This is a genomic window from Kaistia dalseonensis, from assembly GCF_030814715.1.
In the GTDB taxonomy this organism is placed as follows: Bacteria; Pseudomonadota; Alphaproteobacteria; order Rhizobiales; family Kaistiaceae; genus Kaistia; species Kaistia dalseonensis.
Genome location: NZ_JAUSVO010000001.1, coordinates 703,646 through 718,297 on the forward strand (window position 1 = coordinate 703,646; position 14,652 = coordinate 718,297).

The 14,652-nt window shown below is 65.6% G+C and carries 11 protein-coding genes; 3 read left to right on the forward strand and 8 right to left on the reverse strand.

The annotated features are described in order from the left end of the window. Positions 1 to 97 precede the first annotated feature (97 nt). Positions 98 to 1,519 (reverse strand): FAD/NAD(P)-binding protein, encoded by a 1,422-nt coding sequence (locus QO014_RS03215; protein WP_266347196.1) that lies wholly within the window; start codon positions 1,517 to 1,519, stop codon positions 98 to 100. Between the two features lie 177 nt (positions 1,520 to 1,696). On the opposite strand from QO014_RS03215, the gene QO014_RS03220 reads away from it, so the two are divergent. Next, positions 1,697 to 3,052, forward strand: coding sequence for an LLM class flavin-dependent oxidoreductase (locus QO014_RS03220; RefSeq protein ID WP_266347197.1), 1,356 nt, complete (start codon positions 1,697 to 1,699; stop codon positions 3,050 to 3,052). Positions 3,053 to 3,171: 119 nt separating this feature from the next. Here the strand turns inward: QO014_RS03220 and QO014_RS03225 are convergent, their stop codons facing one another. Continuing rightward, positions 3,172 to 4,020, reverse strand: a complete 849-nt coding sequence (locus tag QO014_RS03225; RefSeq protein ID WP_266347198.1) for a LysR family transcriptional regulator — start codon at positions 4,018 to 4,020, stop codon at positions 3,172 to 3,174. A 99-nt stretch (positions 4,021 to 4,119) separates the two neighbouring features. On the opposite strand from QO014_RS03225, the gene QO014_RS03230 reads away from it, so the two are divergent. After that, on the forward strand, positions 4,120 to 5,430 hold the full coding sequence (locus QO014_RS03230) for an aspartate aminotransferase family protein (RefSeq protein ID WP_266347199.1): 1,311 nt from the start codon (positions 4,120 to 4,122) through the stop codon (positions 5,428 to 5,430). A gap of 822 nt (positions 5,431 to 6,252) precedes the next feature. Continuing rightward, positions 6,253 to 6,495, forward strand: coding sequence for a hypothetical protein (locus QO014_RS03235; RefSeq protein WP_266347200.1), 243 nt, complete (start codon positions 6,253 to 6,255; stop codon positions 6,493 to 6,495). A gap of 43 nt (positions 6,496 to 6,538) precedes the next feature. Here QO014_RS03235 and QO014_RS03240 read toward each other — a convergent pair whose 3' ends face one another. From QO014_RS03240 to QO014_RS03265, 6 genes are all read right to left on the reverse strand, one after another. Then, positions 6,539 to 7,549, reverse strand: a complete 1,011-nt coding sequence (locus QO014_RS03240; protein ID WP_266347201.1) for a fatty acid desaturase — start codon at positions 7,547 to 7,549, stop codon at positions 6,539 to 6,541. 430 nt (positions 7,550 to 7,979) lie between these two features. After that, positions 7,980 to 9,107, reverse strand: a complete 1,128-nt coding sequence (locus QO014_RS03245) for an ABC transporter ATP-binding protein (protein WP_266347202.1) — start codon at positions 9,105 to 9,107, stop codon at positions 7,980 to 7,982. After that, a complete protein-coding gene (locus tag QO014_RS03250) occupies positions 9,104 to 10,693 on the reverse strand; it encodes an ABC transporter permease (RefSeq protein WP_266347203.1) in 1,590 nt (529 codons plus the stop codon). The genes QO014_RS03245 and QO014_RS03250 overlap by 4 nt, the downstream gene beginning before the upstream one ends. Positions 10,694 to 10,852: 159 nt before the next feature. Beyond that, positions 10,853 to 11,869: an iron ABC transporter substrate-binding protein gene (locus tag QO014_RS03255; protein WP_266347204.1), complete on the reverse strand. Its 1,017-nt coding sequence runs from the start codon at positions 11,867 to 11,869 to the stop codon at positions 10,853 to 10,855. A 255-nt stretch (positions 11,870 to 12,124) separates the two neighbouring features. Beyond that, entirely contained in the window at positions 12,125 to 13,597 is a 1,473-nt protein-coding gene (locus QO014_RS03260; protein ID WP_266347205.1) for an FAD/NAD(P)-binding protein, read from the reverse strand. A gap of 115 nt (positions 13,598 to 13,712) precedes the next feature. Then, positions 13,713 to 14,594, reverse strand: a complete 882-nt coding sequence (locus QO014_RS03265; RefSeq protein ID WP_266347206.1) for a LysR family transcriptional regulator — start codon at positions 14,592 to 14,594, stop codon at positions 13,713 to 13,715. Positions 14,595 to 14,652 lie beyond the last annotated feature (58 nt).

The window sequence follows — 14,652 nt, forward strand, 5'->3', positions numbered from 1 at the left end:
ATGGCCGTGTGAGGAGCGCGTTTGGAAGCAGGGCGCCAAGGCGCGGAGAGCGCTGCTACCACTAAGCGCCGCATGATCGGACGAATGTCGATTCGACTCAAGCCGGGATAGGTTCATAGGACTCGACCGGCAGGATCTGCTCAGCAAGCGCGATGGCCTGCGCAAGCTGTTCGCCGATCGAACTCGACTCCCAGGCGACGCCGCGAAACGGATGGCCGATGGCGAGGATGTTCGGCTGGACATGGCCGCGCCCGTCGATCACGAGCCCCTGCCTCGTGGCGTCGATGCCGAAGCCGGTGGCATGGGGACGAACGATCCCCTCCGCGACGAGGTTGCGGACGAGCGGATCGTCGATCCGTGTCCAATCATGTTCCTGATGGCCACGGCAGTCGATGACACCGTCGAAGGCACGTTCTTCTACCGCACCGTTGTGACGCCAGCGGATCGTGGCAGCCAATCGGCTACCGATCGCGTCGAGCGATGTGACGCGGCCGGCACCGCGCGTGAGCCGCCCCTCTCGGATGACGTTGTCCACAACGGCGCCCGACGGCGGCGCTGCCCGGTGCAGCGCGACATCCCAGAAGGCGCGCAGATGCCGCGCGAAGCGCCTCTGTTCGGCGGCGTCCGCGCCCTGCCAGAGCGCCAGCACATGCGGGCGAATGGCGAGCGGGAGCCGTTGCCAATCCTCGCCGATCGCCGAGATTGCGCGTCGCTCGGCCTTGACGGCCGCAAGAAGCGCCTTGGCCGTCGTCGGGAAGGAGCCCGGCACGAGAAAGCTCGGCCATACCTCGGTCGTGCGTCGGGGTTCGATGAACTGGCCTCGCCGCGAGACGACCTGATAGCAACCGGCATAGCCGCGGCTCTCCAGGCTCGCGACGACATCGACCATGCTGAGGCTCGATCCAATGAGCAGTACCTCCCTTGCATTGGTGAGCCGGTCTATGGCGGCGCGATCCCAGGGATCGCGGACGAAACGCGGATGATCGGCGATCGCCGCCTCCTGCGGGCGAAGGGCCGATTGAAACACGCCGAGCGCAAGGACGACGCGATTGGCGACAAGGGTTTCGCCGCCGTCGAGCTTGACCTCTGCCCTTCCATCGATCTGCCTGATCGATATGGCGGAGCCCTGCACATGGCGAAAGCTGGCGCGGCCCCCTGCCTCTCGCTGTGCGCGCTCGAGCTCGGACTGGAGATAGCTGCCATAGAGCCAGCGCGGCGCACTGCTTTCATGGATGTCGTCGGGAACGGCCCAGCCATGCGCCGCACCGTGCTGCCGCAGCCAGTCGACCAGATGGTCGGGCCGATCGGGATGGAGGCCGAAGATGCGGGCGGGGCCGTTCAGCAGATGGACCGGGTCGGTGGTGCCGTAGGCGACGCCACGGCCCAGTTCAACGCGGCGCTCGATGATGGTGATGGCGAGCGGCGCTCTTGCCCGGTCCAGAAGCTTGATCGCCGTCACCGTTCCGGCGAAGCCGCCGCCGATGATGATGATGGAGCGGGGGGCGGCGCCGTTCGACATGGAGTTCTCCGACAGGATTGAAGCCGGCACGAGCGGCATCGTATGCAGACGACTTGGCCAGTCGCGCTAAGGCTCTGTCAAAGAACAATATTTTCGCCACCCGCGAAGGCCAGCTTCGCGCGCCTGTGCGTGAATGGCGCTAAGCATTGCACCATTGGCAGATGGGAGCAGCGTGCAATGTCGGACCAACGGAAAATCAGGCTCGGCGCCTTCCTGCGCGGGCCGGGCCATCATGTCGCGGCGTGGCGCCATCCCGATGTGCCGGCCAATCCCGGCCTCAGCCTGAAGCATTATGCAGAAGGGGCTCGGACGGCTGAGCGCGGGCTGTTCGACATGGCCTTTCTCGCTGACAGCCTGGTGGCGCGCAATGGCGACCAGCCGATCGCGACCTTCGAGCGGACGGGGCATGTCGCCCATTTCGAGCCGCTGACGCTTCTCTCCGCGCTCTCGGCGCTGACCGAGCATATCGGCCTCGTCGCCACTGCTTCGACGACCTATGACGATCCCTTCCATATGGCTCGCGTCTTTGCCTCGCTCGATCATCTGAGCGGCGGGCGGGCCGGTTGGAATGTCGTCACCTCGGCCGATCCGGGTGCCGCCGCCAATTTCAGCCGCGACCGCCACCTGAACCATGCCGAGCGCTATGACCGCGCGCTCGAATTCGTCACCGTAGTCAAGAAGCTCTGGGATTCCTATGACGACGACGCCTTCGTCGCCGACAAGGCGAGCGGCATCGCGATCGATCGCGACAAGATCCATGTGGCGAACCATATTGGACGTCATTTTCAGGTGCGGGGCCCACTCAATGTCGCCCGTCCGCCACAGGGCCACCCTGTCATCGTTCAGGCGGGGTCCTCCGATGCCGGCCAGGATCTCGCGGCGGAGACGGCCGAGGTCGTATTCACTGCACACGCGAATATCGGTTCGGCGAAGCGGTTCTATAGCGATCTGAAAGGCCGCCTCGCGCGCTTCGGCCGCTCGCCCGGCGGGCTGAAGATCATGCCGGGCATATTCCCGGTAATCGGCCGGACGCAGGCCGAAGCCGAGGACAAGTACGACGCGATCCAGGACCTTATTGATCCGGTGGTCGGGCTCGCGCTCGCCTCGGGGCTTCTCGGCGGCGTCGATCTTTCATCCTATCCGCTCGACGGACCCTTGCCGGATTTGCCGGAGTCGGAAACCGTCAAGAGCCGGTTCAAGCTGGTCTCCGATCTCGCTCACGACCGGCAACTCACGATCCGCGAACTCTACAAGGCCATCGCGGGCGCCCGGGGGCATTACCAGATCGTCGGTACCGCAAACGATGTTGCCGATCTCCTGGAGGAGTGGTTCACCGAGGGTGCCGCGGACGGCTTCAACATCATGCCGCCGATCCAGCCCTCCGGCCTCAGCGACTTCGTCGACACGGTCGTCCCCGAACTCCAACGTCGCAGCCTCTTCCGCACGGCCTATGAAGGTGAGACGCTGCGCGAAAATCTGGGTCTGGAGCGGCCGCTGAGCGGTAGCCAGCTCCTTGCGACCCAGCGAGCCTGAGTGCCGCCGGATGCGCCCCTGACGTTGGGCATTGAGCCCCCATTGCCGTTCGATTGGGGAGGCAAATGCCTGCGCTCCGTGATCAGAAGGGGGGTGAGTTGTTCGGACCAAGCGCTGCCCTACAACTCCGGGAGCACCTTGCGGATGTGGTCGCCGAGGGCTTTGGCGGCGGGGGATGGTCGCGGTTCGGCGAATTCCAGCGCGATGCCGATCGTCGGAAGCGGCGGCAATCCGGCCGAGACGATATGGAGATCGGGCGGAACGGCGGTTCGTGTCAGGACACTGATCGCGTGGCCTGATCGGGCGATGGCGATCAGGCCGGCGAGGCTGTTGCTCGCGAAGGCGACCCGATAGCGGCGGTTGACCGACTCCATGGCCTCGCAGGCCGCCCGATAATCGAGCGTCGTCGGCGCGGACAGCGCCAGCGGCAGGCTGGCATGGCCGAGACTGTCAGGCTCCACCGCATCCGCGACCCAGACGAAGCTCTCCTTGCGGATGACGTCGCTGCTCTCTGGGTCGGATAGCGACACAAGCGCCATATCGATCTGCCGCCGATGCAGCATCGGGCGGAGGCTCGGGGTCGGCGCGCAGACCATGTGCAATTCGACGTCGGGATGGAGTGCGCAGAAGCCGCGCAGCAGGTCGGGCAGGAAGGCGATGGAATAATCCTCGGGACAGCCGAGGCTGACCGAGCCTCTGAGCCCCGATCCACCCATATCGGCCAGGATCTCGTCATGTCTGGCCATAAGGGATTCCGCATGAGCCAGGAATCTCTCGCCCGCAGCCGTGAGCCGCACGCCCGACCCGCTGCGATGGAGGAGCGGCTGCCCGATCAATTCCTCCAGGCGATGCATCTGCATGCTCAGCGCCGATTGGGTGCGTCCGACTTGTTGCGCGGCGAGGCTGATCGATCCGGTGCGGGCGACAATGATGAAGTTTCGCAGCAGGGGGAGATCGAGGAGCCGCACAGCATCAATCCGGTTGATATCGGATTAAAGCAATATCAATTGGCCTGGAAGGGCAAGGGCCTGTAGCCGTTGGATAGACGCTGCCAAGAAGGTGATGCCATGTCGATGAACGCCGATCCCGCATTCTGGGCCTCTGCCAACAAGCATCTGACGCGCTATGGACCCAGTTTCGAATCGATCATCGTCGAGCGGGCCGAGGGCAGCTTCGTCTATGATGCCGATGGGCGGGCGATACTGGATTTCACCTCGGGCCAGATGAGCGCCGTTCTCGGCCATACGCATCCCGATATCGTAGCCGCGGTCCAGAAACAGATGGCGTCGGTGGCGCATCTCTTCAGCGGCATGCTGACGCGTCCGGTCGTGGAACTCGCCTCGCGTCTCGCCACGTTGGCGCCCGGCCTCGACCGCGTTCAACTCCTCACGACGGGCGGCGAATCGAACGAGGCGGCGATCCGCATGGCGAAGCTAGTGACAGGCGGGCACGAGATCGTCGCCTTCGCCCAGAGCTGGCACGGCATGACCGGAGCCGCGGCGTCCGCCACCTATAGCGCCGGCCGCCGGGGCTATGGGCCCGCCGCGGCTGGCTCATTCGTCATTCCGGCGCCGAACGCCTACCGCCCGCGCTTCAGGCATCCTGACGGCTCGAACGATTGGCAGGCCGAACTCGACGACGCGTTCGAACTGATCGACCGGCAGTCGACCGGCAATCTGGCGGCCTTTATTGCTGAGCCGATCCTCTCGAGCGGCGGCATTCTGGAGCTTCCGCCCGGCTATCTCGCCGCGCTGAAGGGCAAATGCGCCGAGCGTGGCATGCTGCTGATCCTCGACGAGGCCCAGACGGGCGTGGGCCGCACGGGACATATGTTCGCCTTCCAGCGCGACGGTGTCACGCCCGACATCATGACGCTGTCGAAGACGCTCGGCGCAGGCCTGCCGCTTGCTGCGGTCATGACCTCGGCCGAGATCGAGCAGAAGGCGTTTGAGAAGGGGTACCTCTTCTACACGACGCACGCCTCCGATCCGCTCCCGGCCGCGGTCGGCGTAACCGTGCTCGACGTGATCGAGCGTGACGGTCTGGTCGAGCAGGCGGTCATGCGCGGCGATAGGCTGCGCGAGGGCCTGCTCATGCTCAAGCAGAGGTTCGAGTGCGTTGGAGATGTCCGGGGACGTGGCCTCCTGCTCGGTCTGGAAATCGTGACCGACCGGCAGACCAAGGCTCCGGGATTCGAGCTGGGCGCCGAGATCATGGAACAGGCGATGCTCCGCGGCCTGAGCATGAACATCGTCAAGCTGCCCGGCATGGGCGGCGTCTTCCGTATCGCGCCGCCCCTGACGGTTTCCGACGCCGAGATCGATCGCGGACTGGACATCCTCTCCGACGCGATCGAGGCAGCGCTTCAGAAGCCCTGAAACTTGCAGGGCTAGACAGTTTTGGATCAGGCCGGATGCGAAGCGCCACGGGCATTGCATCCGGCCAGTCTGAACACGATGGTTCGGAGCCTGGCGTGAGGGCTGCGAGCTGCTCGCCGCCGCGACCTCCGTCATTGATGCGAGCAGAGCCGAGATTTTCGGCGTGGCGACATTCGAGAATGTGTCGGAGACGGCGTCGGGCAGGATGACGCGGCCGGGATCAGGCCGCAGATGGAGCGCCTCGCGGTTCGGAAGTGTCGCTTGAGGCAAGATAGTCTCGGTTCTGTCGAGTGAGGAAGAAGGACCACGCTCTGGGCGCGCACGGGCGGCAATCGTCGCCGTGCAGCAAAAGGCAACAGACGAAAGACCGATAATCTCTTGCTCGTCGGTAACGAGCCGATATTCGCCGGCGGGTTGAAGCTGCCCGATGGTCGACATCATGAACGGATGTTCGAACGTGATCGTCGTCTCAGTCGCTCCGGTCGCCATATCGTATCTTCCCGCATCCGCGGTCGCTGTGCCGGGCTGGATGCTCCCGCGGTGTGCACAGGGGTCGTGCAACAGGGCTATCGACGACGGTCTGATCGCGACTTCGCTGCACCACGCGGTCGTGCTGGAGAAGCCATGTCTATCCGCGAGGCGGGGCGACTGATTGGCCTGACCGGAGGCGGCGCGGCGGACAGTGCTGATCCGGGCGACGGCGAGAGCTGAGATAGCGGAACTGAAATGACTGCCGCTGCATTGTGATCACGCCGGCATCGCAACTCTTGCAGCCGCGTGAGCCGTCCCGGCCGACCTGCCGTTCCAAATCGGACTTTTCAAATGTTGATGTCGATCTTCCATGCCTTCGCGGCGCTGGCGCTGGCGGGCGCAATCTGCGCCGTCGTCGCAGGGACCGCGGCCGAACATTTCCGGCGGGCCGAGATGAGCCAAGCCGCCGAAACGGGCCCGCGAACCGATATCGCGGCCCATCGGCACGAATTCGCCATGGGCTATGGCGTAATCTGCGTCAGGGCGTCGGCTGTCTTCGCCGTCATCGCGGGCGCGGCCTATCTGGTCGCATAGACCGGCAGGGCCGGCGCCCCATGAACCCGCGCCCCATAAGGGGCTACGCGCTGCGCAGTCTCAGTTCCCGGAACGAGATCAGGCGACCAGCCTTCTCGTCCCAGAGCGCCAGGGTGGCGCAGCGAAAGCTCTGAAGCAGCGTCAGGCGGCCGACGCTCGCCAGTTCCGGATGGTCGTCGAGTACTTCGCTGAGGCGATAGAACGGAATCCGGCTCGAGAGATGGTGCACGTGGTGCACGCCGATATTGCCGGTGAACCAGGCGAGCGGGCCGGGCAGCTCATAGTGGGAACTGCCCTGCAGCGCGGCCTCGTGGAAGTTCCATGCCTCGGCGTGGTCCCATTTCGTGCCCTCGAACTGGTGCTGCACGTAGAAGAACCAGACGGCGAGCGTCGCGGCGATCAGCAGAACGGGCCCCTGGATCATCAGGAGGGGTCCGAGGCCGAGAAGCCAGATCAAGCCAATGACGAGGGCGGCAATGGCGACATTCGTGCCCATGGTGCTCGCCCAAGGCTCATAACCAGCGCGCATCAGGCCGACCGGCACCCGGTAATGCAGCAGGAAGAGATAGCCCGGGATCAGGCCGAAGATCACCAGCGGGTTCCGATAGATGCGGTATTTGAGCCGCCCCATGCGATCGAGCGCGGCATATTCGGCGACCGTCAGCGTGTCGATGTCGCCCATGCCGCGCCGGTCGAGATTGCCGACCGCCGCGTGATGGACGGCATGCGTCCTGCGCCAGAATGCGTAGGGCGTGAAGGTCAGAACGCCCAGCGTCCGGCCGACCCAGTCATTGGCGGCGCGCCAGCGGAAGAAGGCGCCATGGCCGCAATCATGCTGGATCATGAAGAGCCGCATCAGGAAGGCGGCCGCCGGCGCGGCGAGCAGTAGCGTCAGCCAGTAGCTCACGTCCAGCAGGACCCACATGGCGAGCCAGATTCCCAGAAGCGGCAACAAGGTGACCGACAGCTCGAAGATGCTGCGTGCCGTTCTCGGCTCGCGGTAGCGTCCAAGGCTCTGCATCAGGCGCTTGTCGTCAATAAAAGCGGCAGTCATTCGACGTTGTCTCTCCAGAAAGCCGCCAGACACGGCACAGCACATTGGCAATTCGGTTCAGCGTTCAGCGCCATGGCAGGCCCATGCCGGTGGTCACGGCCGCGATTTCGGACACGTCCATGCGGTCGCCTCTCTCTCGATCCAGGCCTGCAAGCGGCGAGAGCCGGCCAAGTCTTCGATCAGAGAGCGGATGGCCGGGGAGGGTGTTCCGAACGCGCGGGTGACTTCACTCTTGGTGAAATACACGACAGCCGGAGCATGCAGGTTGTGCACGTAACGCCTTTCTCTGGCGACTGCACTCCCGTCCGTGGGTCGGTCAGGCCGCTAGTAGACGCGAGTTGGCCCCAACAAGCAATGACAGAACGCACGCTCCTCCGCCCGCATTGGGCGAATTGGCGCCGCTTCTTGCCGGATTGGGCGATGTGACAGCCTAGCGGATGGGTGGCAAGCTGGACGTCGTGGCCACCGCGTTCGGGAGAATGTGGCCCGGTCCATTGATGATCAGGCGCATGAGGGTGCCGGGCTCGGGTGTTTCCATCGGCGCACGCGGCAGGCTGAACCGCGTCGTGGCGGGTGCCTCACCCGGTATCTTCGCGGTCGATGCGCCTCTCTCGACTTCGAGCGTGATCGTACAAAGCGCGCCGCCAAAATCCGTCTCGACGACGCGCGCGAAAACGTCCTGTTCGGTGGCCGGCTGAGTCAATGGCTCGGCAGGCATGAGCCCGATCTGTTCCGGGCGCAGCATGATCATGGCCGGCGACACTGGTTGTTGGTCTCCGACGCGAACGATCCCAAGGGCGCAGCGCGCCCATCCATCTGCCATCTCCGCCGGAATAATGATGGCATCGCCCAGGAACGACGCGACCATCGGATCGCTCGGCCGCAGATAGAGCTCGCGCGGTGAACCGACCTGCAGCAACTTGCCCTGCCGCATCACCGCGACCTGATCAGCGAAGGAGAGCGCTTCGGCCTGGTCGTGCGTGACGAGGATCGTCGTCACGCCGGCGGCACTCAGCAGATCCGATACCGCCTTCCGGGTGCTGGCGCGCAGCGCCGTGTCGAGGGCCGAGAAGGGCTCGTCGAGCAAGACGAGGCGCGGTCGCGGGGCAAGCGCCCGAGCGAGCGCGACGCGCTGCTGCTGGCCACCGGAGAGCTGGTCCGGCCGCCGCCGCAACAGCGCCGGATCGAGTTCCACCATCGCCATCAGTTCGCGAATGCGTGCGTCGCGTCCGGAATCGCGCCGTGGCAGGCCGAAGCCGATATTCTCGGCGATGCTGAGATGGGGGAAGAGCGCGCCGTCCTGCGCCACGATGCCGATGCCCCGACGATACGCGGGAACCGACGAGGCGCCATCGGCCAGGGTTTCGCCGCCGAGCATCAGGCGGCCTGAATCGGGCGTGTCCGATCCGGCGATAATGCGCAGGAGCGTCGTCTTGCCCGAGCCGGACGGCCCGACAATGGCCGTGCGACTGCCGCGCTCGACGCCGAGATCGATACCATCAAGCGCCATCGTTGCGCCGTAGCGCTTGCGAATGGCTTGAAGCGTCAGGAAGCTCATCGGCCTGCACTCCGTCGCGATTGCACATAGAGGAGCCAGGTCAGCGGCATTGAGAACAGCACCATGATCAGCGCATAGGGCGCCGCCGCGGCATAGTCGATCTCGCCGCTCAGCGACCAGAACGCCATGGCGAGCGTGCGCGTGCCGTTCGGCGCCAGCATCTGGGTTGCCGTCAACTCGTTGAAGACCCCGAGCGACACCAGCGCCATGCTTGCCGCGGCGCCGGGTGCGGCGAGGCGCATCGTGACGGACCAGAGCACATGGATCGGCCTGCGGCCCAGGCTCGCCGCTGCTTGCTCCAGCTCCACAGGCGCCTGCGCCATGCTGGCGCGCAGGCTGATTAGCGCGCGGGGCAGGAACATCAGCGCATAGGCGACAAGGATCGTGAACAGCGTCTGGTAGAGCGGCAGGGCCACGCGGACCGTAATGGTCACGAGAGCCAGGGCGACGACGACGCCGGGCAGGGAGCCGACGATATAGTTGCAGCCCTCGAGCAGGCGCTGCAGCCGGCCGGGCCTGCGGATCGAAAGCCAGGCCATCGGGATCGCCGCCATTGTGGCGAGTGCCGCACCGGCAAGGGCGAGGAAGAGTGTCTGGCCGAGCGCGAGGCCGATGCTGCCGAGGTCCCAGATCTCCGCGCCGCCGGCGATGAGCCAGCGGGCCAGGGTTAGTGCCGGCACGCCGAGGGAGAGGAAGGCGACGAGCAGTGGCAGCAGCAGGCAGGGCCAGGCCGCGCGGCCAAGCCGGAGGGGGCGGGCCCGCATCGCCGCACCGGAGCCGACGCGCGCATAGCGCTCACGGCCTCGCAATCCGGCTTCGAGCGTCAGGAGCAGCAGGCAGCACATGACCAGCACACCCGCCAGCATATTGGCGGCGGGGCCGTTGAACGTCGACTGGAACTGCTCGACGATCGCAGTCGTGAAGGTATCGAAGCGGATCATGGCATAGAGGCCATATTCGGCCAGCAGGTGCAGAGCGACCAGAAGCGCGCCGCCGAGGATGGCGAGCCGCAATTGCGGCAGCACGATGCGGAAGAAGACGCGCGCAGGGGAATGACCGAGCGAAGCGGCGGCGTCTTCAAGGCCTGGATCGAGCCGGCGCATCGCGGCCGAGATCGGCAGATAGAGAAACGGAAAATAGGCGAGCACGGAGATCAGGACGCCCGCGCCGAGGCCGTGCAGGCTCGGGATAAGGCTGATCCAGGCATAACTCTGGACGAAGGCTGGCACGGCAAGCGGCGCAACGGCCAGCCACGACCAGAGCCGGGCCGCCGGCAGGTCGGTCCGCTCGGTGAGCCAGGCGAGCGCCGTAGCGAGCACGGCCGAGATCGGCACCGTCGCGATCACCAGCAGGACGGTATTGACCATGAGCTCGCCGACGCGTGGCCGGAAGATCATGGCCGACGCGGTGGCCCATCCGGTCTGGATGGTGACGCCGATGACGAAGCCGAGCGGAAGCAGCGAGGCAGCCGAGACGAGAACCGCGAGGATCGCCATCCAGGGCGGGGCAGGGCGTCGGCTCCAGGGCCGCACCCGCAGCAGGATCGGGGTCCCGTCCGGCCGGATGGTTTCAACGGATCCGTGCATCGTCATGTCTCAATATCGGGATGAATGCGGCGACCGCATCTCGTCATGACGTCGCACCGTGGCGAAAACGGGTCGCTCATCGCGCGAGCAACCAAATTGGCCTTGCGGGGCGCAGGGTCCCGCAAGGCCATTTCCGAATGGTCGGGCACTATGCCCGGATTACAGGATGCCGGCCGCCGTCATCAGGTCCGTGACCTTCTTGCTGTCGAGCGTGGACGGCTCGACCTTCGGCGCCTGGAGATCGGCGAGGGGAACGAGCTTGGGATTCGAGTCCGCGCCCTTGCCGACGGCGTATTCGAACGAGGTTCCGGTCTTCAATATGTCCTGGCCACCCTTGCCGGCGATCCACTTGACGAAGGCCTGCGCCTCTTCGGGATGCTTGCTCGAGGCGAGCACGCCACCGCCGGAAATGCTGACGAACGCGCCCGGATCCTGATTGCGGAAATAGTGCAGCGCGACGTTCTTGCTGTTCTCGCCGGTCTTGGCCTGATCGCCGAACCAGTAATAGTGATAGATGACGGCGCCTTCGATCTGGCCGGCATTGACGGCCTTCATGGCCGTGCTGTTGCCCTTGTAGGCGGTGAAGTTCTCCTTCATCGCCTTCAGCCAGGCGGCCGTGGCCTCTTCGCCCTTCAGCTCGAGCAGCGCGGCGACGATCGCCTGGAAATCGGCGCCGCCGGGGGAGGCGGCCCAGCGGCCCTTCCAACTCGGGTCGGCAAGGTCGAGCAGCGATTTCGGCAACTGGTCTTCGCTCAGCTTGGTCTTGTCATAGGCGAAGACGGTGCTGCGGGCGGCGATGCCGGTCCACTTGCCGTCGGCGGGGCGGAAATTGTCCGGCACCTGCGCCAGCGTCGCGGCATCGAGCGGCGCGAACAGCCCGGCAGCGTCGACGAGGGCCATGGCGGGCGAGTTTTCGGTCAGAAACACGTCGGCCGACGAGGCGGCGCCTTCCTGGACGATCTGGTTTCCGAGTTCGGTATCGCTGCCATTGCGCAGCGTGACCTTGATGCCGGTCTCGGCCGTGAATGCATCGGCCCAGGCCTGCGTCAGGCTCTCATGCTGGGCGTTATAGACCACGATTCCGTCGGCGCTTTGCGCATTGGCTGCAACGGGGGCGGCGATCAGGCCGAGGGCGAAGGTCGCGACGCTTGCGAGGAGGGGGAGGGAGAGTTTCATGAACCACCTTTGACGGCGCCGGTCTTCAGCATGACGCGCCGTGCGGTCCATCTACCGTCGGATCGAAGTACAATCAATGCGTATGTTTTGGAATTATTATAAATCCAGACAGCAATCGAGCCGCCGTGAACAGTTAAAACAGATGTATTCGTCAGTATAGATCACGGGCATCGAATGTCGAACCGTGCATCCATTCCTGCATGGTGGCGAGGGGGTGCAACGGGCCGATATCGGCCGGCCGGCGGGACGAGTTCGTCAGATGCCGGCGCCGAGGTCGAAGAATTCGGTCGCAAGCGCCGTGCGCGTGAGGAGATCTTCCGGCTCGCCGCGATCGGCGCGGGCAAGCTCGTCGACGAGCCGTGCGACCTGCGCCGCGATCTCAGGCACGGCGGTGACTTCCCACCAGGCGGGACGCGTCAGCGGGCCGAGCGCGTGCAGCCAGCGCGAGCCGGTGCCGGACCGGTCGATGATGGCGCAATCGGCCGTCTCGATGCCGAGGCCGAGCGCATCGGCCTTGATATGGCCGCGCTCGCGCAAGGCGGCGTAGAGCGGCAGGCCGATCGTATCGAAATCGCTGCGCGGGCCGGTGCAGTTGATGACGCGGGCGAAGTCTCGTTGCTCGGTACGGAACTGGCCGCGCCGGCCGATCGTCACCGTCACGCGCCCATCCGCCTCGTGGAAGCCGCGCAGCCTGCCGGCCTGCACGCCGAGGCGCCCCGAACTAAGGAGAGCGTCGAGCCCGGCTGCGATCCGGGGCGCCATGCGGTGGCGGTGGACATCCCAATAGGGGCGCGCATGGCGAAGGAAGCTCGCCCGCTGCCGCTCGTTCCAGCCGGACCAGACCCGCGCGACGGCCGGCCGCGCCGCATCCATCACGCGCTGCCAGGGTATGCCGGCGGCCTCCGCCTCGGCGGCCTGGGCGCGCACGGCCTTCATGGCGCGAAGTGGCGTCGCTGTCATCGCCTCGTCGAGGAAGGGCGCCCAGTGGCCACCCGCGCGATGCGCCTTGGGCAGCAGGCCACGACGCGAGAGCGCCAGGATCGGCCCGCTATGGCCCGTCTCCGTCAGTGCCAGCGCCACGTCGACCATGGTCAGCCCCGTGCCGATCAGCAGCACGGCGCCATCATCCGGAACGCTCGAAAGCGCGCTCGCGGCCCATGGGTCTCCAACAAAGAGGGGCGAATCGTAGAACCAGTCGTCGCGCGAGCGCGGCGCCTTGGGCGGCAGGTTGCCCGTCGCGAGGATCACGCGATCGGCCGGCAGGCTGCGGCCATCGGCGAGCAGCACGGCGCGCTCGGGCTGTTCGCTCAGGCCGACGGCTTCGCCGCGCACCCGCCGGATGCCGGTGCCGCCATTGCGCGCGGTCGCGGCTTCGAGCCGTTCGCGGAGATAGGCGCCGAAAGCGGCGCGCGACACGAAGGCCTGCGCCAGTTCGCCGCCCGCTTCCTCCAGCACGGCATCGAGCTCGGCCGGCGCATGGGACGTCAGCCAATTGGTGAAGCTCGGCGCGAGGCCGAGTTCCATCCGGTGCACCGGCACGTTCAGGAGATGGATCGGCTGGCAGGCGCCATAGGCGAGGCCGTGCCCGGCGATCTCGTTGCGCTCGACCAGGACGATATCGGCGAGCGGATCCGCGGCGGCGAGCTTGATCGCGAAGAGGCTGCCGCTGAAGCCGCCGCCAATGATCACGATCCGCGACCGCTTCGCGCTTATGGTGTCGCCGTCCATGGGGAGGCCTCCGCTTGATCGCGATGCGGGGAAGGCGCATCGCCGCCCGCCGGAGCGAGTCAGGAAGGTCCTAGTTGACCCGACATCGCTGCTGACGGCAACGCCGCATCGGCCGCTAGAAGACGGCCTTCTCCGGCTGCGGCAGCACGTCTGCGCCGATGGCGAAGGCGAGGCTTGCGAGGCGGCTGCGCTCTCCTTTCTTGCGCGAAACGAAATGGAGCGGGATCGTGAGCGTCTCGGCAAAGGCCAGCCGCTTCAGCCCGTCGACATGGACCTGGCCGTTATACGGCAGGATGCCGATGCCGATATTCTCATGTGCGAGATGCCAGATGGTCTCGACTGAACTGACCTCCTGAATGGTCTCCGGCTGCACGTCGAATTGCTGCAGATAGCCGTCGAAGACCTGTCGGGAGCGCCGGCTGCGCGGCGAGATGATGATCTTCTGCCCCGAAAGCGCGCTGACGGAGATACGGTCCGCCATGGCGAATTCATGATCGAGCGAGGCATAGGCGAAGAAGGGGTAGCGTCCCACCTCGACGGCGTCTATCTCGTTGTCCTCGCCCGGCATGGTGAGGAAACCCACATCGCATTCGCGCGAGCGCAGCGCCGCGAGCACCTGGTCATAGGTCGATATCGTCACGTCGAAATCGATGCTCGGAATGCGCTCCTTGCAGCGGCGCATCAGCTCGCCGAGCTTCGGCGTCGTCACGGAGCGGATGCGCAGGGTTCGGCGGGAGAACGAGGCCGCGACATCCTCGACGTCGGCGAAAGCATCGATCAGTCTATCCGTTGCGGCAAGCAGCGCTTCGCCCTCAGGCGTGAGCACCACGCCCTGTCGTCCTCGTGTAAGCAGGGCAACGCCGCAAATATCCTCAAGCCCCTGTATATGACGCGTCAACGCAGGTTGCGAGATGTTGATCTTTGCCGCAGCGGATGAAAAGCCGCCATAGCGTGCAACCGCGTGGAAATATTTCAGATGTGTGAACGTTATGCTCATCGCGGCGGTATCCATGCCCAATCGGTATTTCCACCCCTGAATCTATCTAGCTAGGTCT

What these genes read in the sequence shown, in the direction of transcription:
- QO014_RS03215 (WP_266347196.1), bottom strand. Translation starts at nt 1,519, where the DNA reads ATGTCGAACGGCGCCGCCCCCCGCTCCATCATCATCATCGGCGGCGGC.
- QO014_RS03220 (WP_266347197.1), top strand. Translation starts at nt 1,697, where the DNA reads ATGTCGGACCAACGGAAAATCAGGCTCGGCGCCTTCCTGCGCGGGCCG.
- QO014_RS03230 (WP_266347199.1), top strand. Translation starts at nt 4,120, where the DNA reads ATGTCGATGAACGCCGATCCCGCATTCTGGGCCTCTGCCAACAAGCAT.
- QO014_RS03235 (WP_266347200.1), top strand. Translation starts at nt 6,253, where the DNA reads ATGTTGATGTCGATCTTCCATGCCTTCGCGGCGCTGGCGCTGGCGGGC.
- QO014_RS03240 (WP_266347201.1), bottom strand. Translation starts at nt 7,549, where the DNA reads ATGACTGCCGCTTTTATTGACGACAAGCGCCTGATGCAGAGCCTTGGA.
- QO014_RS03245 (WP_266347202.1), bottom strand. Translation starts at nt 9,107, where the DNA reads ATGAGCTTCCTGACGCTTCAAGCCATTCGCAAGCGCTACGGCGCAACG.
- QO014_RS03250 (WP_266347203.1), bottom strand. Translation starts at nt 10,693, where the DNA reads ATGCACGGATCCGTTGAAACCATCCGGCCGGACGGGACCCCGATCCTG.
- QO014_RS03255 (WP_266347204.1), bottom strand. Translation starts at nt 11,869, where the DNA reads ATGAAACTCTCCCTCCCCCTCCTCGCAAGCGTCGCGACCTTCGCCCTC.
- QO014_RS03260 (WP_266347205.1), bottom strand. Translation starts at nt 13,597, where the DNA reads ATGGACGGCGACACCATAAGCGCGAAGCGGTCGCGGATCGTGATCATT.
- QO014_RS03265 (WP_266347206.1), bottom strand. Translation starts at nt 14,594, where the DNA reads ATGAGCATAACGTTCACACATCTGAAATATTTCCACGCGGTTGCACGC.